The 24,386-nt window shown below is 68.1% G+C and carries 17 protein-coding genes; 7 read left to right on the top strand and 10 right to left on the bottom strand.

What is annotated here, in order from left to right; genetic code table 11:
- Window positions 1-10: 10 nt before the first annotated feature.
- From MLE43_RS01095 to MLE43_RS01075, 5 genes are all read right to left on the bottom strand, one after another.
- On the bottom strand, window positions 11-1,759 hold the full coding sequence (locus MLE43_RS01095) for a hypothetical protein (RefSeq protein WP_243300876.1): 1,749 nt from the start codon (window positions 1,757-1,759) through the stop codon (window positions 11-13).
- Window positions 1,756-3,411 (bottom strand): single-stranded-DNA-specific exonuclease RecJ, encoded by a 1,656-nt coding sequence (locus MLE43_RS01090; protein ID WP_243300875.1) that lies wholly within the window; start codon window positions 3,409-3,411, stop codon window positions 1,756-1,758. Before MLE43_RS01090 ends, MLE43_RS01095 begins: the two co-directional genes overlap by 4 nt.
- Window positions 3,412-3,424: 13 nt before the next feature.
- Window positions 3,425-4,384 carry an acetyl-CoA carboxylase carboxyltransferase subunit alpha gene (locus MLE43_RS01085; RefSeq protein ID WP_243300873.1) on the bottom strand — a complete coding sequence of 320 codons (960 nt, stop codon included), beginning with the start codon at window positions 4,382-4,384 and terminating at the stop codon, window positions 3,425-3,427.
- A 70-nt stretch (window positions 4,385-4,454) separates the two neighbouring features.
- Window positions 4,455-6,431, bottom strand: a complete 1,977-nt coding sequence (locus MLE43_RS01080; protein ID WP_243300871.1) for a hypothetical protein — start codon at window positions 6,429-6,431, stop codon at window positions 4,455-4,457.
- A gap of 1 nt (window position 6,432) precedes the next feature.
- The gene (locus MLE43_RS01075) at window positions 6,433-8,265 is read right to left on the bottom strand and encodes a hypothetical protein (protein WP_243300869.1); all 1,833 of its coding nucleotides are present in this window, start codon (window positions 8,263-8,265) and stop codon (window positions 6,433-6,435) included.
- Window positions 8,266-8,510: 245 nt separating this feature from the next.
- Here MLE43_RS01075 and coaE point away from each other — a divergent pair, with 245 nt between their 5' ends.
- The 5 genes from coaE to MLE43_RS01050 are packed head-to-tail and all read left to right on the top strand — an operon-like array spanning window position 8,511 to window position 14,864.
- Complete coding sequence (coaE, locus tag MLE43_RS01070) at window positions 8,511-10,604, top strand: dephospho-CoA kinase (protein ID WP_243300867.1); 2,094 nt, start codon at window positions 8,511-8,513, stop codon at window positions 10,602-10,604.
- Entirely contained in the window at window positions 10,601-11,119 is a 519-nt protein-coding gene (locus tag MLE43_RS01065; RefSeq protein WP_243300866.1) for an O-acetyl-ADP-ribose deacetylase, read from the top strand. The genes coaE and MLE43_RS01065 overlap by 4 nt, the downstream gene beginning before the upstream one ends.
- Window position 11,120: 1 nt before the next feature.
- Window positions 11,121-12,509 carry a TldD/PmbA family protein gene (locus MLE43_RS01060; RefSeq protein ID WP_243300865.1) on the top strand — a complete coding sequence of 463 codons (1,389 nt, stop codon included), beginning with the start codon at window positions 11,121-11,123 and terminating at the stop codon, window positions 12,507-12,509.
- Complete coding sequence (locus MLE43_RS01055; RefSeq protein WP_243300864.1) at window positions 12,509-13,129, top strand: SAM-dependent methyltransferase; 621 nt, start codon at window positions 12,509-12,511, stop codon at window positions 13,127-13,129. The genes MLE43_RS01060 and MLE43_RS01055 overlap by 1 nt, the downstream gene beginning before the upstream one ends.
- Before the next feature lie 34 nt (window positions 13,130-13,163).
- On the top strand, window positions 13,164-14,864 hold the full coding sequence (locus tag MLE43_RS01050) for a phospho-sugar mutase (protein ID WP_243300862.1): 1,701 nt from the start codon (window positions 13,164-13,166) through the stop codon (window positions 14,862-14,864).
- A gap of 65 nt (window positions 14,865-14,929) precedes the next feature.
- On the opposite strand, the gene MLE43_RS01045 is transcribed toward MLE43_RS01050, so the two are convergent.
- The 5 genes from MLE43_RS01045 to MLE43_RS01025 form a co-directional block, all read right to left on the bottom strand.
- Window positions 14,930-15,163 carry a cytochrome c3 family protein gene (locus MLE43_RS01045; RefSeq protein ID WP_243300859.1) on the bottom strand — a complete coding sequence of 78 codons (234 nt, stop codon included), beginning with the start codon at window positions 15,161-15,163 and terminating at the stop codon, window positions 14,930-14,932.
- 229 nt (window positions 15,164-15,392) lie between these two features.
- A complete protein-coding gene (locus tag MLE43_RS01040) occupies window positions 15,393-17,567 on the bottom strand; it encodes a cytochrome b/b6 domain-containing protein (protein WP_243300858.1) in 2,175 nt (724 codons plus the stop codon).
- A gap of 54 nt (window positions 17,568-17,621) precedes the next feature.
- A complete protein-coding gene (locus MLE43_RS01035; RefSeq protein WP_243300854.1) occupies window positions 17,622-19,484 on the bottom strand; it encodes a cytochrome b/b6 domain-containing protein in 1,863 nt (620 codons plus the stop codon).
- A 217-nt stretch (window positions 19,485-19,701) separates the two neighbouring features.
- Entirely contained in the window at window positions 19,702-19,953 is a 252-nt protein-coding gene (locus MLE43_RS01030) for a hypothetical protein (RefSeq protein ID WP_243300852.1), read from the bottom strand.
- Between the two features lie 111 nt (window positions 19,954-20,064).
- Window positions 20,065-21,720: an acyl-CoA mutase large subunit family protein gene (locus tag MLE43_RS01025; RefSeq protein WP_243300850.1), complete on the bottom strand. Its 1,656-nt coding sequence runs from the start codon at window positions 21,718-21,720 to the stop codon at window positions 20,065-20,067.
- A 78-nt stretch (window positions 21,721-21,798) separates the two neighbouring features.
- Here MLE43_RS01025 and MLE43_RS01020 point away from each other — a divergent pair, with 78 nt between their 5' ends.
- The gene (locus MLE43_RS01020; protein WP_243300848.1) at window positions 21,799-23,406 is read left to right on the top strand and encodes an amidohydrolase; all 1,608 of its coding nucleotides are present in this window, start codon (window positions 21,799-21,801) and stop codon (window positions 23,404-23,406) included.
- Between the two features lie 16 nt (window positions 23,407-23,422).
- Complete coding sequence (locus MLE43_RS01015) at window positions 23,423-24,370, top strand: hypothetical protein (RefSeq protein WP_243300847.1); 948 nt, start codon at window positions 23,423-23,425, stop codon at window positions 24,368-24,370.
- Window positions 24,371-24,386: the final 16 nt, after the last annotated feature.

Here is a 24,386-nt window from a genome sequence, read left to right as displayed (position 1 = left end):
GAGCGCAGCTTCACCATCCCGGACCGGCGCCCTTGCCGCGCACACGGCCTTGCCACTTGACCGTCTGGGTGCCCGGTTCGAGGTCCAGGGCCTCGCCCTGGCCTTCGCCAAGGCGCCCCCGCAAGGTGACCGCGCCCTTGGCCTGGATCAGCTTGGCGGTGCGGTCCGGACCCACGGTGACGGTCACGGAGTCCGCGGCCAGGCGCCATCCCTGTCCCTGGCACTCCACTCCGCCCGTGAGGAGGATCCTCTGCCCTTCGCTCTGCCCTTGTTCTGCCCTCAGGGACAGATCCCCGTCCGCGGCGGCCAGGGTGCCGCTGAGCCCTTCCGGGAAGCTCACCGCCTCGCCCCTCCGGACAATGCGGGGCCCGGACAGCCGCTCACGCAGGCGGCTCCAGGCCGCGGGACGGCCGGTGAGGGTCCACAGGGCCTCCTCCCACACGAGCCTCGCCCCGCGCAGGCTGCCACCGGAGAACAGGTTCACCTGCACCGGCCCTTCGATGGTCCAGGACCTGGGATCCCCCTGCCCCGCGCCTCCGCTGAAGGTGCCATCCTCGCCGCGGCCCAGCACCGGGGCCTGGAGTTTCCAGCGCCGGGTGGCCCGCTCCACCTGCATGCGGGGCGAGGCCAGGTTCCGCCGGCCCCAGGTCAGGAGGGCCTGGCCTTCCGCCACGGCATGGCCCACGGGCAGAGATTCGGGCAGGTCACTGCCCGGCCCTTCCCGCATGAGCACCCGTGGTGCCCGCAGCACGAGGCGCTGGCCATCCAGGGGCTGATCCCAGACCACACTGCCTTCCAGGCGCAGGCCCGCCGGCGTCCACCGGGCTCCGTCCGTGGACAGGCGCTCCTCTCCCGCAGGCCCCGCCCGATGGGCCTGGAAGGTCCGGAACTCCACCTGCTGGAACTTCGCCCCAGGTGCGGGACGCGGCGCCACCCCGCCCTTCGCGCTGCCCCGCCACCCATCGGCCCGCTCGAAGGCGAGGGGCCCGGGCCAAGTGACCGTCTCCGGCGTCAGGTCCGCCACGGAGGCCTGCAGGGCCCCTTCCGCCAGACGGGCCTTCACCCCTTCCAGGTGTCCCGTCTGGAAGCCCGGCATGGCCCAGAGCCGCTCTGCGTCCATGCCCTGGAGGGTGGCCGGGGCGGTCCCGTCCGCCGGGGCCTGCCAGCGCACGGGACCCTGGTCCACACGAAACCGGCCGTCGGCCTCGCGGCGCCAGCCCGTAGGCAGGTTCCAGACGCCCCGGGCGGAGCCTTCCAGGGCCTCCCAGCGCAGCGGAGCCAGCCCTTCCCATTCCCCCCCGGCCCAGCGGAGGGCCGGGCCCTGGTTTTCCACGCGGCCCTTGCCCAGGAGCACCTTGGTGCCAGGGTCCGCCACTTCCAGATCCATGGGGCCCTGGAGGGTCCAGACACCGGCCTGGCGGCGGGCCTTGGGCGACAGCATGCGCCACTGGCCGGTCGGCTCGTCCAGGCTCCCCTTCACCGTCTCCAGGCGCAGGTCCTCTTCCGCCCCTTCGATGGTGCGGTAGGCCAGGACCATGCGGTTGGACCCGAGCTGCTCCGTGAGCGTCCCCACACTGCCCTTGGTGCCCGTGCCGAACAGAGGATCGACCCCCACAGTGCGGCCCGGCATGCCGTCGGAACCGGAGACCAGGAAGCGCAGCGTGAACCCCAGGGTGCTCGCCACCAGGCCCCAGCCCAGGCCCCGCCAGAGCGGATGGCGGGCCGGCGGCAGATCCTGGAGCAGGGCCGCAACCTTCATGGCACCGCCTCTCCGAGCAGAGTATCCACCAGCCAGGAACGGCCCCAGCGGGCACTGCCCTGGGGCGCGGCAGCCACACAGAGGTGGTGGCCCGCGACCGGCTGGACGGGGCGCTCCCGCCCCGCGAACCAGGTGAGGGGATCCGGAGTCCCCGTCAGGCGGAGCTTCCAGTGGTCCGCCCCGAACACCGCCGTGGACGCCACGGCGCCTTCGAGCCGCGCCAGCGGCGGCGCAAACCCCTGCCCGAAGGGCTCCAGGCGAACCAGATCCGCGTCCTCCGGGAGGTCGCCGGGTCCGCCATCCAGCAGCAGGGGCGGAACCTCGCGACCGCCGGCCTGCTCAGAGGCGCCGCGCTGCAGCGCCTGGCGGACGAAGGCGAGCCGGGAGGCCTCGAAGCTGAGCCCCGCCGCCGCGCGATGCCCGCCCCCACCCAGGATGAAGGGCTGGGCCAGGGCCAGCAGGCCGCCGAGGTCGTAGCCCTCCGGCGCCCGCAGGCTGCAGTGGGCCACGCCGTCGATGACGGTGCAGACGCCGGCGGGACGCCCCGTGGCGCGCATGCGGTGGCCGGCCACGATGCCGATGACGCCCTTGTGGGCGGTGGGATCCAGGACCAGGTCGAAGGCCGCCCCGTCGGGTGCGGGCAGCCGCGCGGCCAGCTCCTCCTGGATGGTGCGGCGCTCCTGGTTGAGCGCTTCCACCCGGGCCATCAGGACCTCGGCTTCGGCCGGATCGCGGGTCAGCAGCAGGCGCACCGCGTCTTCCGCGCCGCCCATGCGGCCCACGGCGTTGAGCCGGGGGGCCAGACCGAAGGCGATGTCCTGGCCGCCCAAGGCGCCCTCTTTTTTCGCGGCGCGCAGGAGGGCCGCCAGTCCGGGGCCGTTCTTTCCGCCCAGGGAATCGAGGCCTCGGCGCACCAGCAGCGCGTTCTCAGCCACCAGCGGCATCACGTCCGCCACGGTGCCGATGGCCACCAGCTTCAGCATCCCGTCCAAGAAGGCGGCGTCCGCTCCCGTGGGGTGTGGCACGGCACCGAGCAGGGCCTGGGCCAGCTTGAAGGCCACGCCCACGCCCGCCAGGAAGGGGTTGGCGTAGCCGTCGAGGTGGGGATGCACTACGGCGCAAGCCGGTGGCAGGTCCGGGCCCAACGCGTGGTGGTCCGTGATCACCCAGTCCAGGCCCAGGTCTGCGCTGGCCTTCACCTCGTCCACGCTGCGCACGCCGCAGTCCACGGAGATCAGGAGCCCGGGATTGCGGGCTTCCTTCAGCTCCCGGATGCAGTCCAGGTGCAGGCCGTAGCCGTCGGAGAAGCGGTTGGGGATGAAGAAGGAGACCTCCGCACCGAGCCGCTCCAGGGCGCGCACCAGCAGGGCCGTGGCGGTGACACCGTCCACGTCGTAGTCGCCGTAGACCACGATGCGCTCACGGGCCTCCACGGCGCGGCGGATGCGTGCCACGGCCGCGTCCACGCCCGGCAGCAGGTGAGGGTCCGTGCTGCGGACCCAGGAGGGATCGAGGCGCCAGGCGAGGTCCTCGGGCTGGTCCACGCCGCGCAGCCAGGCCAGCCGCGCCAGGCGGGGCTCCAGCTCCCAGGCCGACGCCAGGGCCCGCCAGGGCGCCGGACCCGCCGGGATCTCCCGGCGGAGGCGCCACACCTTGGCGTCCATATCAGCCGACACTGCCCATGCGGGCGAACTTCTGGTACCGCTCTTCCACCAGCTGCTCCGCCGACAACTCGGACAGCTCCGAGAAGGCCTCCACGACGGCCTCCTTCAGGGCGGCAGCCGCAGCATCGAAGTTGGAATGGGCTCCGCCGAGGGGCTCCTTCACGATGCCGTCGATGATGCCCAGCTCCAGCAGGTGCGGGGCCGTGAGCTTCAGGGCCGCCGCGGCCTTCGGGGCCTGGCTGGCGTCCTTCCACAGGATGGAGGCACAACCTTCCGGGGAGATCACGGAGTAGATGGCGTTCTCCATCATGAGCACGCGGTCGGCCACGCCCAGGGCCAGGGCCCCGCCGCTGCCGCCCTCGCCGAGGACCACGGCCACCACCGGCACCTCAAGCTTGGCCATCTCCAGCAGGTTGCGGGCGATGGCCTCCGCCTGCCCGCGCTCCTCGGCGTCCACGCCCGGGTAGGCGCCCGGCGTGTCGATTAGGCAGAGGACAGGGCGCTGGAACTTCTCGGCCAGCTTCATGAGGCGCAGGGCCTTGCGGTAGCCCTCGGGCTTCGGCATGCCGAAGTTCCGCAGGATCTTCTGCTTGGTGTCCCGGCCCTTCTGCTGGCCGATGACCATGACGGGATTGCCCTCGATCCAGCCCATGCCCGCCACGATGGCCGCATCATCGCCGAAGCGGCGGTCGCCGTGCAGCTCCTCGAAGCGCTCACAGATCCGCTCCAGGTAGTCGAGCGTGTACGGGCGCTTGGGGTGGCGCGCCAGCTGGGCGCGCTGCCAATCCGTGAGGTTCGTGAACAGCTCGGCCTTCAGCTTCTCGAGTTTCTTCTCCAGCTTTTCCCGCTCTTTGGACTGGGAGGGGTCCATCTCCATGGCCCGGATCTGGGCCTCCAGCTCGAGTACCGGCTTTTCCAGCTGGGACAGATCCATGGCCTGTTCGGGAGTCGCGTCTTTCATGTGACCTCGGGTCAAAAAGCGGGGCAGACCAGTGTAGCCGATCAGGGCTGGATCGGCCCGCACCGGACGCCTACTGCAGCACCTTGAACGCGAGGGCCTCTTCCCGGAAGGTCTTGAACAGGTTCCGGTCCTTCTTCCAGGCCTGGAGGCCCGCTTCCCGCTGGTCGAAGCCGAAGTTCGCCTCCTTCCACCGATGCTGGAACCGGAAGGTGAGGGTGGATCTGGACCCAGCCTGCTCGGTTGCCGCCTCCCAGGAGAAGGCGCAGAAGGCCGTCTCCCCGGCTCGGCTGGGGGCGATCGGTTCGACGCTCTCCGGGATCTTCAGCCGCGCCTTCACGGTCCGCTCGCCGAAGCTGCGGGCCTGGACCGGATACCGTCGGGCCTCACCCACCTTCTGGATCAGGCCCCGGGGCCAGGGAATGCCCCAGCCGACGAGCTCGCGTTCCGAGCCGTTCACGCGGAAACCCTGGGGGTGATCCACCCGGAGCTTCACATGGAAGGGCTTGGTGAGGTCCAACGGATCACCCAGCCCCTGCACCACCACGGTCCCGGTGGGTGGAAGGTCCAGCAGATCCCGCACGAGCCTGTCGTGGACGCCCTTGGTCCCCAACGCCTTGGCGGTGGAACGCAGGTCCCAGGCATCCCCGGTCTCATCAATCTGGAGGGTGGCCACGAGCCGCCCATCCCGGGCGGCCTCCCCTTCCAGATCCATCTCAAGCCGGCTGGGCTGGATCGCGGCATCGGGAATCCGCACCCACTGGGCACCGTCCCCCAGGCAGAGCATCACATGGCGCCCGTGGTGGGCCTCGTTGAGCAGGCCCAGCGGGGTCAGCGGGTCCGTGGGGTCCACCAGCAGGAAGCGGCCCCGCGGGGTGACGACTTCGGCCGGGAACCCAAGGCTCTGCTCCAGCTTGAGGGCCACGATCACATGGTTGAACACAGGATAGGGCGAATCCGCCGGATTGATTTCAGCGCCTCCGATGGAGGCGAGCGCGGGGAAGCCGGGAAAGCCCATGGCCGAGGCCTCCGCGATGAGGAAGCAGCTCATGTCCTTGCAGTCGCCATAGCGCTTGCGCCCCACCTCGTCGGAGCGCTCGGGAACCCATCCCCGCTCTGGCGTGAGGTAGATCTGCTTGTAGGTGAGGGCCCCCCCCATCCAGGCGTGGAGCGCCTTCAATCCGCCGACGCCCGACCATCCGCGCGCGGCGGCGGTGGCAGGCACCTGCTTGGCCACATAGTTCTGTTCCGCCCAGGTCGCCAGCCCATTCCAGCTGCTCCACATCCGGGAGGTGGCGAGCTCAGGGTCGAGGAACCAGACCCGGACCATGGGCAGGAGCCCGGACAAGTCCGGGTGGCCCCCTTCGTCCTTGGGCAGGGCCGGAAGATCCGAAAGGGCCAGGCGGGAGCCCTGGACCTCTTCGACCTTGGTGATCCAGGGCTGGAAGTGGTACTTCTCCATGGAGATCGTCACCGCCTTGAGGTTGGTGAACCAGCCATCCTTCTTGGCCACCTCCAGCTCCCACCGACGGACCGGGGTGGACTCCATGATCCACTCCTGGGCGACGGGTCCCAACGGGCTTTCCACCGATTCCAGGGATTCGAACGCCAGGAGACTGCCCGGCACCACCCGATCCAGCGAGGCTCCGGTGAGCGTCTCGGTGCTGAATTCCGAGCTCCCGGCGTCGTGGATGGTGACCACCTCGTCCTGGTCCAGCTTCACCATCTCGCCGTCCGGCCGGAGATTCCATCCCTTGAGCTTCTTCACCTTGCTGGCCTTTCCCCCCAGGCCCCGCAGGGTGAAGGTCCGATGGCCCTGCCCCCGTTCGGAGATCACCTTCACCAGGCGGAACCGGCGCTGGCGGATCTCCCCGCTGCCCACATAGGCGATCTCAGTGCGGTCGAGGAGGACCCAGGCATCGGCCTGATTCGGAGCCGTCTCGCCCTGGGCGGCCCGGGCAACGGTGGCCGCCCAATCCGGCAGCTTGCGGAAGGCATCCTGGGCCGACAAGGTCAGGGAGAGGAGCAGCAGCGGGAGGACCCTGGACATGTCAGCCCTCCCTGGTCAGCACGACCGTGCGGCTGCAGGCCTCCTGGATCCAGCCCAGGAACTCCCGGAAGGCCGGCCAGTAACCCGACCCCTGGTTGATGGAAGCCACTTCCGTGCTGAGCTGGATCGTGACCTTGCGCGCCTGCGAGTCGTACCTGGTGGTCCAGATCACCGTTCCGAAAGGGTTCCGGTTGCGCAGTTCGTTCGGGGGGTCGAAGCGGTACCCGCGCGGGACTTCGAAGGTGCAGACCGCGGTGTGGGACGCCAGGTAGGGCAGCACGATGGGCACCGTGCGCGGGACGTCCAGCTTGTCGGGCACCCACAGGGGCCAGGGCATCCCCGGGAAGGGCAGCACCTCCCGGCGGCGGCCGGACTCGCGCTCCAGGCTGCCGCCGACCTCCCAGGAGACCGGTTTCCCGGGGTTGGCGGCATCCAGGACGACCGCCTTGGAGATGATCAGGTTCTTCCCGTGCTTCTCGAACTCCTCCTTCAGCAGGCGGGACTGATCCGCCGCTTCGTGGGAAAGATAGCGGAAGCGCTCGGAATATTCGGGATATCCGCCAAACTGGGCCCGGACCTCAAACTGGTCGGAATCCTCCCCGAGGTGCAGTTCATAGGCATAGGAGCGGGTGTTGAAGGTGGGTTTGGTGGCCTGGAGCATGCCCCGGACCGGCTTCCAGGTCTTCCAGTCCTGGGACTCGAAGACCAGCATGGGGACCGCCTGGTAGTCGGGATGGATCACGCCCGGCGCGGCGTAGCGGTTGCCGGGGTCGAGCCAGAGGTCATCCTTCCCGGGCTCGGCGATCCCAAGGATGTCGTGGTGGAATTGCCAGGCGTTCAGACGGCCGTAGTTGAACAGGTTCTGGTCCCGGTCCACCAGCTTGGCGATCTTGGGGAGGATCCCCGCGGCCTTGAGCAGATGGTAGTACATCAGCCGCATGCCGCTGGCACTGGCCAGGCCAGAGGCCGCCGCCTTGTCCAGCCGCTTGGACTCGTAATCGTCCCAGAAGTTCTTGGGAAGGGCCTTCTTCTCTGAGGCGGTGGGCACCGACACATTCTTGATCCGCGCCTCCAGGCGGGCGAGCAGCTCCTTCGCCCGCGCCTGGGGGGCCTCCGGGAGCCCTTTCACCAGCTCCGCGGCCAGCCGCCGGAAGGCGCCGCCGGTGTCCACGGATTCCTCGTAGTCGCTCTTGAAGATCCGGTCGAAGGCCTCCGTCCAATAGGCGTCATTCCCGTTGTGGATCGCCCGGATGAGGTCATCGGGCTGCCAGAAGATCTCCATCCGGGGGAATCCGTTCGTCGGAGGGATGGAATAGGGGATGTTCTCCATCGCCGGCAGGTTCCGGTAGGAGATGATGCGGAACCCGCCCCGCTCCGTGTCCTCGGCCATGCCGACCCTTCCGCCGGTCATGTAGAAGGCGAGCGGGAAGTGCTTGGCGATCTCGACCGTGGCCACCCGCGTCGGATAGGGGTTCCCGAGCGTCCAGGCGCCGTACAGGCCGTTGACCATCCGCTTCGGCAACCCGGACAGGTAGCCGTCGGAGCGCTCCCTCCACCGGACCTCGATCACACAATCCGAAGTGACCCCCGGAGCCACCATATGCACCTGGGAATAATCCCGTCCGCCCGCTTCGACCTTCCGCTCGGCGAAGTCCTTCCGGCTGTCGAAGGTGATCTCGCGGCCATCCGGATAGGCGGTGCGGCCCTTGATGCCCTGGGCGTTCTTGGGCAGATCCGGCAGGGCGGCCGCGCCGCGGCCCTCCTCCGAGAAGATGCGGACGCGATAGACCGTCTCCATCTCCATGAGCTGGAACCGGTAGCGTTCCTCAATCACCACGGCCCCCTTCGGGCCTTCCTTGATCGCCCAGATTTCCGGCGGGATGGGCGGCCAATCGCTCCCCGCCCAGGCGTGGATGGCTAGACAGAGTACGGCAATGAAATGACGCAATTTCAAACCGACCTCCTGGAGGGCAATTCCGGCATGCTGACAGACGACGACAGAAGGCTGCAAGAGACGCAAGTCACGCCTCCCACCGGATTCCTCCATTCCGACCCTTGAGAATTCCCGCCAACCCGACCATGTCCCCTGTTCCATCGTCCCCCTTCCCCATCCTCGGCCTCAGCGGCGGCATTGCCGCGGGGAAGACCTTTGTGGCGGGGCTGCTGGCGGCCCGGGGCTGGGCCGTGATCGATGCGGACGCCCTGGCCCGGGAGGTGGTGCGGCCGGACAGTGAGGGGCTGGCGGCCGTGGTCGCCGCCTTCGGGCCCGCCTGCCTCCGGCCGGATGGCGCCCTGGACCGCGCCTGGATGGCCGCCCACGTGTTCACGGACAGCGCCGCGCGGGCCCGGCTGAACACCCTCCTCCACCCCCGCATCGAGGCCCTCCAGGCCGCCCGGCTCGCGACCCTCCCCCCGGGCACCCATGGGGCGGTGCTGGACGCGGCCCTCTGGGTGGAAACCGGGAGATCCCACCATTTCGATGCCTTCTGGACCGTGGATGCCCCGGAGGATCTCCGGCTGGCGCGCCTCATGGCCCGGGACGGGATGCCCCGCGAGGAGGCCCTGGCCCGCCTGCGAGCCCAGGCCACGTCCCCGGAGCGTGCCCTCCATGCGGACCTCGTGATCCCCAACGATGGCAGGGACCTGGCCGGGATCCTGGCGGGAGCCGAAGCGGCCCTTCTGTCAAACTGGAGGGTCCGCCGCGCGCGGACGTGGAGAGCCCTGATGCCCGCACCCTTCACCCCCGACCAGCTCCGCGACGTCCTGACCGCCCTCCTCAGCCGCGGCGGCGACTACGGCGAGGCCTTTGCGGAGCGGCGCCGGGCCCACGCCCTGGGCATGGACGATGGCCGCATGGAAGATGTGCTGGCCTCGGAGACCTTCGGAGCCAGCCTGCGCCTGGTGGATGGCGAGACCACCCGCTTCGCCGACCTCATCGCCCCGACCTTCGAGGAGCTGCTGGAGGCCGCCCATACCCTGGCCGCCCCCGGTACCGGCACGATGGCCGCCATCCCAGCCCTGACGCTGAAGGTCCACCCCACGCCCAGCCCCGTCGAGCGCGACCCGGGCGGCGTGCCCCTGGATGAAAAGGTCGCCCTGGTCCGTCGCGCCGAGTCCCTGGCCCGCGCCGAGGCGGAATCCCTGCGCCCTGGTGCCCTCAAGCAGGTGTCCGTGGGCTACGGCGACAACACCCAGCGGGTGTGGATCGCCGCCGCCGAGCGCGAAAACGGGACCTGGACGGGGCGGCTCACCGAGGACCACCGCACCCAGAGCGTGCTCCGGGCCAATGTCACCGCCGGGGATGGCACCCAGCTCCAGACGGGCTACCAGGCCCTGGGCGAGACCCGTGGCTTCGAGCTCTTCACGGACGAGGCCGTGGCGCGCACCGTGCGCGAAGCCGTCCGCCTGGCCATCCAGGCCCTGGACGCGCAGCCCGCGCCGGCCGGCACCTTCCCGGTGGTCCTCAGCAGCAGCGCCGGCGGCACCATGATCCACGAGGCCTGCGGGCACGGTCTGGAGGCGGACCTCGCGCTCGCGGGCATGAGCGCCTTCGCGGGCAAGCTGGGCCAGAAAGTGGCCGCCGAAGGGGTGACGATCATCGACGACGGCACCCTGCCCCACAAGCGCGGCAGCCAGGCCATCGACGACGAAGGCAATCCCGTGAGCCGCGTGGTCCTCATCGAGAACGGCGTGCTGAAGGCCTACCTGCAGTCGCGGAAGACTTCCCGGAAGATGGCCACGGAGCCCACGGGCAACGGCCGCCGGGAGAGCTACCGCCACCTGCCCATCCCCCGCATGCGCAACACCTTCCTGGCCGCGGGGAGCGAGGCGCCCGAGGCCATCCTCCGGGACCTGGACCGCGGCCTGCTCGTGAAGCACATGGGCGGCGGCCAGGTGGACACGGTCACGGGCAACTTCGTGTTCCAGGTGACGGAAGGCTACTGGGTGGAGAACGGCGAACCGAAATACCCCGTGAAGAACGCCACCCTCAGCGGCTGCGGCCCCGACGTGCTGAAAGGCCTCACCCGCATCGGCTCCGACCTCCACCACTTCGACATCGGCACTTGCGGCAAGGACGGCCAGGGGGTGCCCGTCAGTGACGCCCTGCCCACCATCCTCTGCCCCGCCCTCGTGGTCGGCGGCACCGCCGAGCCCCTGCCGAGCGTCATTTGACCTCCGCGCGCCTGCAGGTGGTGCAGGCCGACATCACCACCCTCGCCGTGGACGCCATCGTCAATGCCGCGAACCGCAGCCTCCTCGGTGGCGGCGGGGTGGACGGAGCCATCCACCGGGCCGCCGGACCGGGCCTGCTGGACGAGTGCCGGGCCCTGGGCGGCTGCCCGCCGGGGCAAGCGAAGGTCACCGCCGGCCACCGCCTGCCCGCCCGCTTCGTGATCCACACCGTGGGCCCCGTCTGGGACGGCGGGCGGCAGGGCGAGGACGAGACCCTCGCCTCCTGCTACCGGGAGAGCCTCCGCCTGGCCGAGTCCCGCGGCTGCGGAAGCGTGGCCTTCCCCGCCATCAGCACGGGCATCTACGGCTTCCCCGCCGACCGGGCCGCCGCCATCGCCATGGCCATCTGCCGCGCCTGGCTGGCCGCCCACGACCTCCCGCAGACCATCACCCTCGTGGCCTTCGACGCCCCTGCCCTGGCCATCCTGCGGTCCGCCTTCGAGAAAGAGCCCTGACATGACTGATCCCTTCCGCACCTTCATCCCCGAAGCCCTTGAAGCCCGCCTTCAGGACGGCATCCGCCACGCGCTCAGCCTGGGTGCGGAAGGCGCCGAGGCCTTCGTCTCCGTGTCCCGCAGCCGCAAGGCCAAGGTCCAGAACGGGGCGCTGGAGGATCTCACCGCCAGCAAGCGCGGAGGTCTGGGGGTGCGCGTGATCCGAAACGGCGGCAAGGGCTTCCGCACCGGCCTCGCCACCACGACCGACCTCGCCGCGACCGATTTCCGCACCCTCTTCGCCCAGGCCTGGGAACTGAGCGCCTTGGGGGACGAGGACCCCTGGCTGCGCCAGGCCGATCCCGAGGGCACCGATGACCTCCCCAGCCGCTTCGACCCGTCCGTCGAGGCCCTCACCCCCGAACAGCGCATCGGGTGGGCTCTGGAACTGGAGGCCGAAGCGCGGAAGGCCTCCTCGAAAGTGGCCGCGGTGCGGGAATCCGCCTGGAGCGACGGCACCGGCGCCAGCCTGCTGCTCACGCAAAAAGGCGTGCGGGCCCCGGATGCATGGTCCAGCTGCTCGGCCGCCATCGAGCTGGCGGTCGCCGACGGCGAGGAACGCCAGGCGGCCTGGCACTGGGATGTGGCCCGCCGTCCGGGGCTCGATCTCGCCGCCATCGGCGCGGAAGCGGCCCTCAAGGGCGAGCGCAAGCTGAATCCCCAGCGCCTCCCCGCCGGGAAATACGCCGTGGTGCTGCATCCGGAAGTGGCCGTCGATCTGCTGGGCATCGTGGCCGGCATGCTGGACGCCGAATCCGTGCTCAAGCAGCGCAGCCTCTTCACCGGCAAGCTGGGTCAGGCCATCGCCTCCCCCCTGCTCACCCTGGTGGACGATGGCCGCCTGCCCGAGGCACCCGGCCGCCCAGCGCTCGGCACCGAGCCCTGGGACGCGGAGGGGCTGCCCACGCGCCGCAATGTGCTGCTCGAAGGCGGCGTGCTCAAGACCTACCTCCACACCCTCAAGACCGCGGCGGAAATGGGCATGGCCCCCACCGCCAGCGCAGGCCGGGGCTTCGGCAGCCAGCCCGGGGCCACGACCTTCAACCTGTTCCCCCTGCCCGGCGCGACGGCGCCCGACGCCCTCTACCGCCTGGCCGGGAATGGCGTGCTCATCACGGAGATCATGGGTCTCCACACGGTGGATCCCGTCAGCGGTGACCTCAGCGTGGGGGCCAGCGGCATCCGCATCCGCGGCGGCCTCCTGGCCGAGCCCGTGGACAAGCTCACCTTCGCCGGCAACCTTCGCGATTTCCTCACCCGCATTGCCGCCCTGGGCAGCGATCTCCGCTGGTACGGCAGCAGCGCCGGCCTGAGCATCCTCCTCGAGGACATCGCTCTGGGAGGCGCCTGATGGGACGCGAGTTCTGGGATGAGCGCTACGGCCAGCCCGAGCTGACCTACGGCGCCGAACCGAACGATTTCCTGCGGGACATGGCGCCGCGCATTCCCCTGGGCCCCGTGCTGGGATTGGGTGAAGGACAAGGACGGAACGCCGTATACCTGGCCACCCTGGGACACGGGGTCACGGCCGTGGACCTGTCCCCGGTCGGTCTCGCCCGGGCCCAGGAGCTGGCTGCCAGCCGCGGGGTGACCCTCCACACCGTGGTCGCCGATCTCGCGGAGTTCGACCCCGGGATCACAGCCTGGAGCGGCATCATCTCCATCTTCTGCCACCTGCCCCCGACGCTCCGGCGGGACCTCTATCCGCGCTGCGCCGCCGCCCTCGCTCCCGGGGGCGTCCTGATCTTGGAAGCCTACACGCCCGACCAGTTGGAGTACGGTACCGGCGGGCCGAGAGAACCGGGCCTGCTGAACACCCTCCAGGAATTGAGGGAGCTTCTGCCCGGGCTGGAGTTCGAAGTCGGCCGCGAGGTGGTGCGCGAGATCCGCGAAGGCGCCCATCATCACGGCCTGGGCGCCGTGGTCCAGGTGGTGGCCCGCAAGGCCTCCGGGTCGACCTCGGTCGATTGATCTGCAATCCTCGAATGTTCCCACAGGACCTTCCATGAGCCTTGAATCCGCCCACGCCTACCTCGCCTTCCCCCATCTGGAGCCGGAGCTCCGGGCGGAGCTCGAGCCCCTGCTGAGGGCCGCGGAGGCGGGGGACGCCAGGGCCGCAGCCGAACTGGAAGACCGCTTCTCGGAGCCCCTCGCCTTCGGCACCGGCGGACTCCGGGGCTTCATGGCCGCGGGACTCCGCCGCATGAACCTCCCCAACATCCGCCGCGTGTCCCTGGCCTTGGCCAGCGTCGCCAGCCAGAGGGCCCCCGGGAAGAAGATCGCCGTGGTGGGCTTCGACACCCGCCTCAACTCCCAGGCCTTCGGAAGGGCCTGCGCCGAGGTCCTGGCGGCGGCCGGCTACCAGGTGTTCCTGGGCGACCGTCCCCTGCCCACCCCCTTCCTCTGCTTCGCCATGAAGCGCCTGGGCGCCGGCTGTGGCGCCATCGTCACCGCCAGCCACAATCCGAAGGAATACAACGGCTTCAAGGCCTACAACGACCTGGGTGGCCAGGTCGTGGAGCCCTGGGATGCGGAAGTCGAAGCGCACATGGCGGGCCTGCCCCTGGTGCCCGAACCACCTGTCGTACCGACGGGCCGCATCCAGCCGATCCCCGCCGAGGTCGAGGAAGCCTACATCGCCATGGGCCAGGACCTGCTCCAGCGGCCCAAGTCCTTCGAGGCCGCGCGCATTCTCTACACGCCCTTCCACGGAACCGGCATCGCCTTCGTGCCGGCCCTCTTCGAGCGGGCGGGCCTGCCGCTCTCCATCAGCCCCAGCCAGGGCGTGCAGGACGGCACCTTCCCCACGGCGCCGCGCCCGAATCCCGAGGAGTTGGCGGCCTATGCCGCCCCCCTGAAGGAGGCCGAGGCCATGGACGCCGAGATCATCCTCGCCAACGACCCCGACGCGGACCGCATCGGCGTCGTCGCCCGGCGGAACGGGGCCTGGGAGCTCATGTCGGGCAATGATCTGGCCGCCCTCACCCTGGACTATCTCTGCACCCAGAAGGGGCGCAAGGGTGCCGTGGTCAGCACGGTGGTGACCTCCGACTTCATGGCCGAAGTGGCCCGGCACCATGGGCTGCCGGTGGTCTGGACGCTCACGGGCTTCAAGAACATCGCCGTCTGCATGGATCGCCTCGAGGCGCTGGGCGAGCCCTATGCCTTCGGCGCCGAGGAAAGCTACGGCATGCTGCTCCCCCCCGACCTCCGGGACAAGGACGGCGTCACAGCGGCCCTGGTGGTGGCTGAGATGGCGGGCCATCACAAGGCGAAGGGACAGACCCTGTTCGAGGCCGTGGACGCCCTCATGGCCAAGGTCGGCACCTTCCGCAACCGCCTGGTGAACCTGGAGGATCCCCGGCCCGGTGGCGCCAAGCGCTTTGCCGAGGCCATGGGCCGCATCCGGGCGGCGGGACTCGCCACCCTGGGCGGCGAGAAGGTCGTCAGCTGGGAGGACTTCCAGACCGGCCTCTGGCATGGTGATGGCCTCAGCGAGCCCATCCTGGACCGGCCCGATGACCGCAGCGTCGCGCTGCCCATCTCGCGCAGCAATGTCCTGAAGTTCCGGCTGGAGAGCGGCGCCTTCGCCGCCTTCCGCCCCAGCGGCACCGAGCCCAAGCTGAAGGTGTACCTGCAGGGCCGGGGCGGCGAATCGCAGCTGGACCGCCTGGAGACGGAAGCCCGTTCGCTGCTCGGCCTCTAATCAGGTTCCAGAAACGAGAAGGCGCCGGAGATCCGGCGCCTTCTCGTTTCTGGAGAGTGGAACGACTACTTCTTCTTGGTGACGGTCAGCTTGCCATCGGCGAAGCCGTGGCAGTCCTTGCACTGGGCTTCCTTGTACTTCGCGACCATCTTGGTGGCTTCGGCGTTGAACTTCTTGTCCTTGGGGGCGCCCACGTGGCAGGCGGTGCACTTGGCACCCTTGACGGTGGTCGGCTTGGCGGAGGCCATCGGAGCCACGGCCAGGATCAGGGCGGCGGTGAGGAGGGTGATGCGGCGCATGGAAACTCCTGTTGAGGGTAGGGGTTCGAATCCGATCCGAGCAGGGCTGAATCGATGAGTTGAGTGTCATATGACGGCCCGGGTTCGTCAGTGATGGCAGTCACAGCTTTGTCATGATCCAAAACGCGCTGATTCCAAATAACTTGAGAACACACATGATCGGGTGCGACTAGGAACAAGAAGAGGGGCTCCGGCGCAAACCGGAGCCCCTCCTCCTGGTGTCACCTCGTCAGTGCGCGAGACGGGAGGTCATGGCGTAGATGATGAGGAAGAGCAGGACGAGGCCCACGCCGAAGAAGATGTAGCCGGCGCTGCGGGCGATGCCCTTCCAGGCCTCCCACTCATCCTTGACGCGGAAGCTGTCCAGGCGGCCTTCGGACACCAGACGGTCATACCAGCGCTTGCGCTCGTGGAGCATCTCGGACTTGGAGATGCGGCCCGAGAAGATCACCGTGTCCATGGGGAACTTCTCCAGCCGGAAGTGCGTGTTGAAGAAGTGCACGGTGAAGATGAAGCCGGCGGCCAGCAGGGCTTCGTCCGAGTGGACGATGAGCGACACATTGATCATCCAGCCTGGCATGAAGCGGCTGAAGAACTCAGGGAACCACATGATCAGCCCCGAGACGCCGATGGCGAAGACGCCCCAGAACACGGCGAGGTAGTCGAACTTCTCGAAGTAGGTCCAGCGGTCGAACTCGGGGCGCGGTCCCTTGCCGAAGAACCAGCGGTTGTGCGCCACGAAGTCGTTCAGATCCTGCTTGGTGGGGATCATGGAATCCGGGTGGGCCATGGCCGTGAAGATGCGGCCCGGCTTGAAGGCGCCGGTCTCGGGGTCCTTCAGGTAGCCGCGGTTCTTCCAGAGGTGGCTCACGGTGCTGGTCACATGCAGCACGAAGTAGGTGAAGGTGATCACCGCCCCGAAATGGTGGAGGGTGCGGGCCACATCGGCTCCGCCGAAGAACCGGAAGATCGCCTTCGCCCAGTCGGTGTAGTAGAACTTCAGCGGCATGCCGGTGATGGTCAGCAGCAGGAAGCTCGTCACCACCAGGATGTGGAGGAACCGCTCGAAGGGCTGGAACCGGGTGAACTGTTCGTCATCCTCCTGGATCTTGATCTTGGCCTCGCGGAACTGCTTCGAGTCGTGGCGGTAGAGCCAGATGGACCGGAACAGCCACAGGAGGGTATGCGCACCGAACAGGGAGAAGGTCCCCACGAGCAGCGCGGTCATGATCAGGAAGACGTAGTGCAGCACCGGGTAGTTCTTGCGATCCATGGGATTCGCGTGGGGTGCGTACTTCGTGAAGCTGACCGAGGCGTTGGCGTGGCACTGCTTGCAGGTGTTGACGATGTTCGCGGGAGAGAGCCGGGAATTGGGATCCGCAGCCCGCAGGACGTCGTGGTGGCCGTGGCAGTCGTAGCAGGCGGCCACCGCACTGGCGGTGTTGGCCTTGCCCAGGGCCATGGCCTTGCCGTGGTAGGTGTCGCGGTAGTGCTCCAGGCGGTCGGCGTGGCACTTGCCGCAGACCATGTCGCTGCCGGCCTTGAAGTGGCCGCTCACCGGGGTCTCGATCTGGTGAGCGGAGTGGCACTGAATGCAGACGGGGCCACGGGGATCGCCCTTGGCCAGCAGCTGGCCGTGGACGCTCTTGTTGTAGACCTCCTCCACCGTCACATGGCACTTGCCGCAGGTCTTGGCCACGTTGGCATGGTTGATGGGGGAGCTGCGGTCCACGCTCCGCTTGATGTCGTGGACACCATGGCAGTCGTTGCAGCCCGGCGCGACGATGAGCCCCTTCACGAGGAGCGCCTTCCCATGGATGCTCTCCTGGTACTGGGAGGCCACCTGCGGGTACTTCATCTTGTATTCATCGGTGAGGTTCTTGTTCGCGTGGCACTTCGCGCAGGTCTGCGAGAGGTTCATCTTGTAAACCGGCGAATCCGTCTGCTTCACGGGGACGATGTAGTGGTTCCCATGGCAGTCCGTGCAGTTCGCCGCGGCGGAGGCGCCCATGGCCTTGCTCATGCCATGGATGCTGCCCTGGTAGACCTTGTCCTGCTCGGTGTGGCAGGTCCCGCACTTCACCTTCGGCACCGGGTTGCCATCCCCTGGATGGTCCTTGTGGATGTCGGCATGGCAGGTCTTGCAGGAGAACGAGGCATGCACCGAGCCGCCGAACCGTCCCGCATCCACGAAGAGCGGCACGGTGGTCCCGTTCGGCCCTTCCTTGGTGAGGTCCTTGTCGCTATGGCAATCGAAGCAGCTCTCCTTGGCCGCCGCCTTGGCGGGGGCCGCCTGCAGGGGCGCGGTGGCGAGGAGGAGGCCGGTGATCAGGGCCAGCAGCAGGCTTCCGCCGCGCCGCTTGGCGGCGGCGGGAGCCTGAGTATCGGTAGAAGTCCAGGTCATGGGGAGGGTTCCTATGGGGTGGGGAGGGGTCAGTAAAGCGCCAAGGGGGTGGTCTCAGGCGTCGGGGTGGTCGGTTCCGTGCTTCTCGATCGTCTTCCGGTAGTACTCGGGCCGGGTCTCGCGCATGTGGTCAGCGGAGGCCTTGCCGTTCAGCCAGGCCAGGTCCATGGGGTAGACATCGGGGTCGAAGATCACCAGGTACCAGTGCCAGACGAGGATGGAGAGCGTGGCCAGGATGGCTTCATACCAGTGGGCGGCCGTGGCGGCGTCCAGCACCCATTTCGGGAGGTGGCGCAGGCTCCAGTTCTCGGCCCAGAGCAGGAGGCCCGTCACGGCCATCACGACGGTGCCCCACATGAAGGCCCAGTACTCCATCTTCTCGGCGTAGCCGAACATGCCGAAGGTCGGCCGCTCCCGGATCAGGCCCAGGTTGAACCGGAGCATGTTGAAGATGTCCTTGGCGTCCTGCCAGGAGGGCAGCAGCTCCACGAGGATCACCCGGTCCCGCTTCGAGAGGGCCAGGTGGATGAAATGGAACACCGTCCCCGCCATCATCACCACGGCGGCGATGCGATGCACCACACCGCGGAGGCTGGAGGTCGGGTCGAAGGACTGGAAGAGCTTCACCCAGGCCGAGTCCGGGAACTTCAGCGCAAATCCCGTGATGACGAGGGAGACGAAGCTCACGATCACCATGGCGTGGGTGAGCCGGAACGTCTTGTTCATGCGGGGGAAGCCCTCGTGCGTGCCGCCGTGGTGGGGTCCGCGCCGCAGCTTGGCCAGCCAGTCGAGGAAGTTGTGCAGCAGCATGAACCCGATGGTCAGCGGGATGAGCACCAGGTAGGCCAGGCGGATCCACCGCACGGAGACATGCTCCGTGATCGTGGCGGTGCGCACATGGATGGGCGCCGCTGAGAGCTTGGAGCCAGCACCGGGATGGCATTTCCCGCAGGTCTGGGCCAGGTTGGCCGGGTTCACCGTGGAGCGGGAATCCGCAGAGGGCAGGATGTTGTGCACCCCGTGGCAGGAGGCGCAGTTGGCCGCGGACTTGCCGCCACCGCGGACGGAAAGGCCGTGGAAGCTGTCCTGGTAGGCGGGCACCTTGTCGCCGAATCCGTAGCGGGTGTTCAGGCGTTCGTCCCCGTGGCAGCGGCCGCAGGTGATGGTGGACACGCGGGCCGCGTTCACCAGGGAGCCGGCTTCCGAAGGCGCCAGGATGTCATGCTCGCCGTGGCAGCCCGTGCAGGTCGGGGAATCCTTGGACCCCCGCTTCACGGCCAGCCCGTGCACGCTGTCGGCGTAGATGGCCTGGATGTCGCTGTGGCAGACGCCGCAGGTTTCCGCCACGTTGGCGCGGTTCACCTTGGCCTTGGGGTCCCGGGAGGCCAGGATGTCGTGGCTGCCGTGGCAGTCGGAGCAGGATGCCGCGCCCGCGTTCCCCTTGGCGACCTCGCGGCCGTGCACGCTCAGGCGGTACGCCTCCACCGGCTTCACGAACGGGATCTGGTGCTTGGCGAGGAAATCCGGATTGGAGTGGCAGCTGCCGCAGGTGTTCGCCAGGTTCTGCTTCGCCACCTTCGACGCGGGATCGCCCGCTCCGAGAATCTGGTGCGCGGGCCCGTGGCAGGAAGCGCAGGTGGCCGCATCGGTCATCCCGTTCTGCTTGGCGACCCCATGAACGCTCTTGCTGTAGGCCTTGACCTGGTCCTCGTGGCAGGTGGCGCACTTCACGGGCGCAGGCTTGTCCGCGTGGGGCAGCTTCGTGATGCTGCTGTGGCAATCCGTGCAGCCCATGCTCCCGTGCTTCGTGGTCGCGAACTTGGCCAGATCGATGTCGTGGCAGCCGGTGCAGTCCTGACCCGAGGGAGGAGCGGCCGCAAGGAATACGGAAAGCAGTCCGGCGATCAGCAGACGCATAGCTACCTCACATGTCGCCTATCAGCCTAGCGCGGTTACCTCCCATTAAGATACCTGGTGGTGATCTAGATCACGGCCCGTTGTAAATCCCAAGTCGTTGCATGTCTGCCTATTGATGTCGCTACAGGTGTCGTGATCTATTGCGGGCACGCCTTCTGGGTACAGAAAAAACCGGGCGGAAAAGCCGCCCGGTGACCTTCAGGAACGCTTCAGCGGTTCACTTGCCCTTGTAGTCCTTCAGCCAGTTGAGATCGACCTCGGCGGCCTTCTTCTTGGCCTTGGTCTCTTCGAGGAACTTGCCGCGGGCGGTCATCTCGCCACCCTTCTTGGGAGCGCCGACATGGCAGGCCTTGCAGTCCTTCACCTCGGCGAAGCCCAGCTCCTGGGCCTTCTTCACGAACGGCACTTTGGCCTGGGCGGGAACGGCGAGGATCAGCGCCGCAGCGGCGATGAGGATGGCGATACGCATGGTGCCTCCGGTTCAGGGTCCCGCGGGGAGGCGGGACGGGGTTGGTCACTGCGAAGCAATAAGGGTACCCGGATCGCCCAATCTCACAAGATATTATGGTGTTTTGAAAAATCAGAGCACCAGATGCTCCTGGTACTCCCCGAAGACTGCGCGGAGGGCATCGCAGATCTCCCCGACCGTGGCCTCGGCCTTCACTGCGGCCAGGATGCGCGGCATCAGGTTCTCCGTGCCCTTGGCCGCGGCGGCGAGCTCGGCCAGCCGGGCTGAAGTGGCAGCCTGGTCCCGCCCCGCCCGCACGGCCGCCACCTGGCGGCGCCGGGTCTCGCCCAGGGACTCGTCCACCCGCAGAAGGTCGGGCGTCACCTCGCCGCTGATGGCGAAGCGGTTCACGCCGACCACGATCTGCTCGCCCTTCTCCACGGCCTTCTGGTAGGCATAGGCGGCGTTCTGGATCTCCCGCTGGGGAAGTCCCTTCTCGATGGCGGCCACCATGCCCCCAAGCTCGTCCACCTTGGCCAGCAGCGCAGAGGCTCGCGCCTCCAGCTCGTCCGTCAGGGATTCGATGAAATAGCTCCCCGCGAAAGGATCCACCACGTCCGCCACGCGCGATTCATGGGCCAGGATCTGCTGGGTGCGCAGCGCGATCATGGCGCTCTGCTCGGTGGGCAGGGCCAGCGCCTCATCCCGGCTGTTGGTGTGCAGGCTCTGGGTGCCGCCGCAGACCGCGGCCATGGCCTGCACGGCGGTGCGGACGATGTTGTTGTCCGGCTGCTGGGCCGTGAGCGTGCTGCCGGCTGTCTGCGTGTGAAAACGCAACATCTGGCTTTTTGCATCGGTCGTCTTGAAACGCTCCTTCATGATCCGCGCCCAGAGCCGCCGGGCCGCGCGGAACTTGGCCACCTCCTCGAAGAACTGGTTGTGGGCGTTGAAGAAGAAGCTGAGGCGGGGGGCGAAGGACTCGAGTTTCAGGCCGGCGTCGAGGGCGGCCTGCACATAGGCGATGCCATCGCCCAGGGTGAACGCGATCTCCTGTGCCGCGGTGCAGCCGGCCTCACGGATGTGGTAGCCGGAGATGGAGATGGTGTTCCAGTTGGGCACCTGGCCCGCACAGAAGGCGAAGATGTCCGTGATGAGGCGCAGGCTCTGGCGCGGCGGGAAGATGTAGGTGCCGCGGGCCATGTACTCCTTGAGGATGTCGTTCTGGATGGTGCCGCTCACCTGGTCGAGACGGACGCCCTGCTCTTCCGCGACGGCCAGATACAGCGCCAGCAGCACGCTGGCCGGCGCATTGATGGTCATGCTCGTGCTGACCTTGTCCAGGGGGATGTCCCGGAACAAGGTGCGCATGTCGTGGATGGAGCTGATGCTCACACCGACCTTGCCGACTTCGCCCAGGGCCATGGGATGGTCCGGGTCCATGCCGATCTGCGTGGGCAGGTCGAAGGCCACCGAGAGGCCCGTCGTCCCCTGTTCCAGAAGGTAGCGGTACCGCGCGTTGCTTTCCTCCGCCGTGGCGAAACCGGCGTACTGCCGCATGGTCCAGAGGCGGCCGCGGTAGCCCGTGGGCTGGACATGCCGTGTGAAGGGGTACTGCCCTGGCGCGCCGAGATCGCGCAGAGGGTCATGGTCCGCGAGGTCCGCCGGCGTGTAGCTGTTCTTCAGGGGGATGCCCGAGCTGGTCTCGAAGGACCGCTGCCGAAGCTTCGCCGGATCTTCCGACACCGTGAGCTGTGCGCGCACCTGATCCAGGAAATCCTTCTGGTACATGGGGCCTCCATGAGATCCACCTTATCGCCCACGCGAGGGGGGACGCTACACTGGCCCTTCCCCCTTCGAGAGATCCCCATGCCCCTGCCGCCCCCGCCGCCAGCTTCCATCCAGATCTTCACCGGGGCCGACCTCTGGACGCCCCAGGGCTTGCAGCACGGCCAGGCCCTGGCCATCGGGAAAGGGAGGATTCTGGCAGTGGGCAAGCCGGAGGCCCTCGCCAAAGCCCACCCGACCGCCCGGCGCGTGGACCTGTCCGGCGGCACGCTGCTGCCCGGGCTCATCGAGGGCCACGCGCATGTCGGCGGCCTGGGCGCCCTGAGCCGGAAGGTGGACCTCACGGGACCGGCGGACCTGGAGGGAACCCTGGCGCGCATCCGCACCTGGGCTGCCGCCCATCCCCAGGGCTGGGTGCTGGGCCGGGGCTGGGACCAGAACCGGTGGCCGGCCAAGACCTTCCCCAGAGCCCTCGATCTGGATGGTTTCACCGGCTCCCGTCCCGCCTTCCTCCAGCGCGTGGATGGCCATGCCGCCTGGGTGAACAGCGCGGCCCTGGCCCTGGCGGGCATCGGCCCCAAGACGCCCGATCCCGAAGGCGGCCGCATCCTCAAGGACGCCGCCGGGCGCCCCACGGGCATCCTGCTCGATGCGGCTGTGCAGCTGGTGGAGAAGCACATCCCTGAACCCACCTCGGCGGAACTGGAAGCCCGCCTGAAGGCCGGGCTCACCGCCCTGCGCGCGGACGGGTTCACGGCCGTGGCGGACATGGGCGTGGGCGCCCGCGAGCTGGCGGCCTACCGGCGCATGGCTGCCGCAGGCGCCCTGCCCATCCGCGTCTTCGCCTACCTGAACCATGACCACGCCCTGATGCTCCGGGAGCTGAAGCAGGGCCGGGCGAAGAACCTGTCCTTCTTCCAGGTGCAGGGCGTGAAGTTCTACCTGGATGGCGCCCTGGGCAGCCGCGGCGCCCGGCTCCTGGCCCCCTATTCGGACGAGCCGTCCACCCAGGGTCTGTGGGTCACCGATCCGGCCAAGGTCGCCCTGGATGCCTCCATCACCCTGCGGGCCGGATTCCAGCCAGCCATCCACGCCATCGGCGACGCAGCCAACCACGCGGCCCTGGACCTGCTCGAAAAGGCCATGAAGAAGGGCAGGGGCGCCCTGCCCCCGCGCATCGAGCATGCCCAGATCGTCACCGCCGACGACGCCGCCCGCTTCGGGAAGCTCGGCGTGGTGGCCAGCATCCAGCCGACCCACTGCACCTCGGACCACAGCTGGACGCCCGCCCGCCTGGGCCCCGGGCGCGTGAACGAGGCTTTCCCCTGGCGCAGCTTTGTGAACGGCGGCGCCCTGCTCGCCTTCGGCAGCGATGCGCCGGTGGAGGACGCCAACCCCTTCATCGCCCTCGCTGCCGCCGAGACGCGCCAGGATCCCGACGGCAACCCGCCCGGCGGTTTCCTGCCCGCCCAGCGCCTCACCCGCGCCGAGGCCGTCCGGGCCTATACGGCCGGGAATGCCGCGGCTCTGGGCCGCGCCAAGGACCTGGGCGCGCTCCAGAAGGGGGCCGTGGCCGACCTGCTGTGGGTCCAGGCGCCCCTGGGCTCCGTCACACCCGAGGCGATGCGGAAAGTGAAGCCGGGCCGGCTGTGGGTGAATGGGGTCGAGGTGCCCCTGGGCCACCCGTAATCATTGGAGCTGAGTGATGACGATTCGTCTCCGAGGCGACACATGGATCTCGATCCTGCTCGTCGTGAATTTGGGATGTGGCCCCTCGAAATTTCGGAGTACGACGAGTGACTGCGTCAGATTCTCGCAGCCCGAGTTCCAATCGACATTGGCAAGGCTTCGAAGCTACCGGAGCGCGGCATCGAGGGTAGCCCGATACGATCGGCCACTTGATTCGGCATCCTGGATCGTCCCGTTCCGCGACCCGATGGCGATCCTCTGCCAGTTCTCATCGATTCACTTAAACGAAACGTTCACCCTCGTGGCGTACGACTGGGGGCCTGCGGTTGGGAGTTGTTGCCATCCGTGTGGATTCACCAAGGTCTATGGCATCCATCGGGGCATTACACTTAGGCTTTCTCCTCTGGCGACACCGAATAATCAACGCAGATTCCCTCCACAACCAGCGGAACCCCTGAATCTGCCGAACGATGATCCAGCCTGGTTCAGCCGCGACTACATGTCCCTCCTCGCGGGAGACCTCTCCCTGAAATCGTATTTCGAGGCCTCCCTCTTCCGGTTGGAAATTCAGGACTTCCCCGGAACATGGGATCAGGCCGATGCGCAAAATTTGGGCGCATGGAATTTCCAGCACATTCTCTGGACCAGTCCTAGCCATTACCGATTCAAAGAGGATCAGTTCGAAGAAGACCTACCCCAAACCAATCCTGCGCCACTCACTTACCTGACAAAGGCAGAGCGTCTGCCCTCGGGATGGACTTGGGTGAGATCAGCCCCGACTGACTGGCATCCGAAGGTTTGCCGCAGCGGGGGGGATATTGTGGTGGAGTTCTTCACCTATACAGCTCAAATCCGCCAACGCATCATCCATTACGAAGTCACGTTCAGCGCTGGACAATACAGCCCGAAAAAGTGGAAGCGGCAAGTCATCGCTGAGGGTCGAGATGGGTGGCAGTTGAGCTGACCCTAACTCCAGCCTC

The sequence above is a fragment of the Geothrix oryzisoli genome, from assembly GCF_022808865.1.
Taxonomy (GTDB): Bacteria; Acidobacteriota; Holophagae; order Holophagales; family Holophagaceae; genus Geothrix; species Geothrix oryzisoli.
This window is presented reverse-complemented; position numbering and strand designations above follow the sequence as displayed.

Bases quoted from the DNA above. Each gene is read 5' to 3' on its own strand.
- MLE43_RS01095 (WP_243300876.1), bottom strand. From the start codon at position 1,759: ATGAAGGTTGCGGCCCTGCTCCAGGATCTGCCGCCGGCCCGCCATCCG.
- MLE43_RS01085 (WP_243300873.1), bottom strand. From the start codon at position 4,384: ATGAAAGACGCGACTCCCGAACAGGCCATGGATCTGTCCCAGCTGGAA.
- MLE43_RS01080 (WP_243300871.1), bottom strand. From the start codon at position 6,431: ATGTCCAGGGTCCTCCCGCTGCTGCTCCTCTCCCTGACCTTGTCGGCC.
- coaE (WP_243300867.1), top strand. From the start codon at position 8,511: ATGTCCCCTGTTCCATCGTCCCCCTTCCCCATCCTCGGCCTCAGCGGC.
- MLE43_RS01060 (WP_243300865.1), top strand. From the start codon at position 11,121: ATGACTGATCCCTTCCGCACCTTCATCCCCGAAGCCCTTGAAGCCCGC.
- MLE43_RS01055 (WP_243300864.1), top strand. From the start codon at position 12,509: ATGGGACGCGAGTTCTGGGATGAGCGCTACGGCCAGCCCGAGCTGACC.
- MLE43_RS01050 (WP_243300862.1), top strand. From the start codon at position 13,164: ATGAGCCTTGAATCCGCCCACGCCTACCTCGCCTTCCCCCATCTGGAG.
- MLE43_RS01045 (WP_243300859.1), bottom strand. From the start codon at position 15,163: ATGCGCCGCATCACCCTCCTCACCGCCGCCCTGATCCTGGCCGTGGCT.
- MLE43_RS01040 (WP_243300858.1), bottom strand. From the start codon at position 17,567: ATGACCTGGACTTCTACCGATACTCAGGCTCCCGCCGCCGCCAAGCGG.
- MLE43_RS01035 (WP_243300854.1), bottom strand. From the start codon at position 19,484: ATGCGTCTGCTGATCGCCGGACTGCTTTCCGTATTCCTTGCGGCCGCT.
- MLE43_RS01030 (WP_243300852.1), bottom strand. From the start codon at position 19,953: ATGCGTATCGCCATCCTCATCGCCGCTGCGGCGCTGATCCTCGCCGTT.
- MLE43_RS01025 (WP_243300850.1), bottom strand. From the start codon at position 21,720: ATGTACCAGAAGGATTTCCTGGATCAGGTGCGCGCACAGCTCACGGTG.
- MLE43_RS01020 (WP_243300848.1), top strand. From the start codon at position 21,799: ATGCCCCTGCCGCCCCCGCCGCCAGCTTCCATCCAGATCTTCACCGGG.
- MLE43_RS01015 (WP_243300847.1), top strand. From the start codon at position 23,423: ATGACGATTCGTCTCCGAGGCGACACATGGATCTCGATCCTGCTCGTC.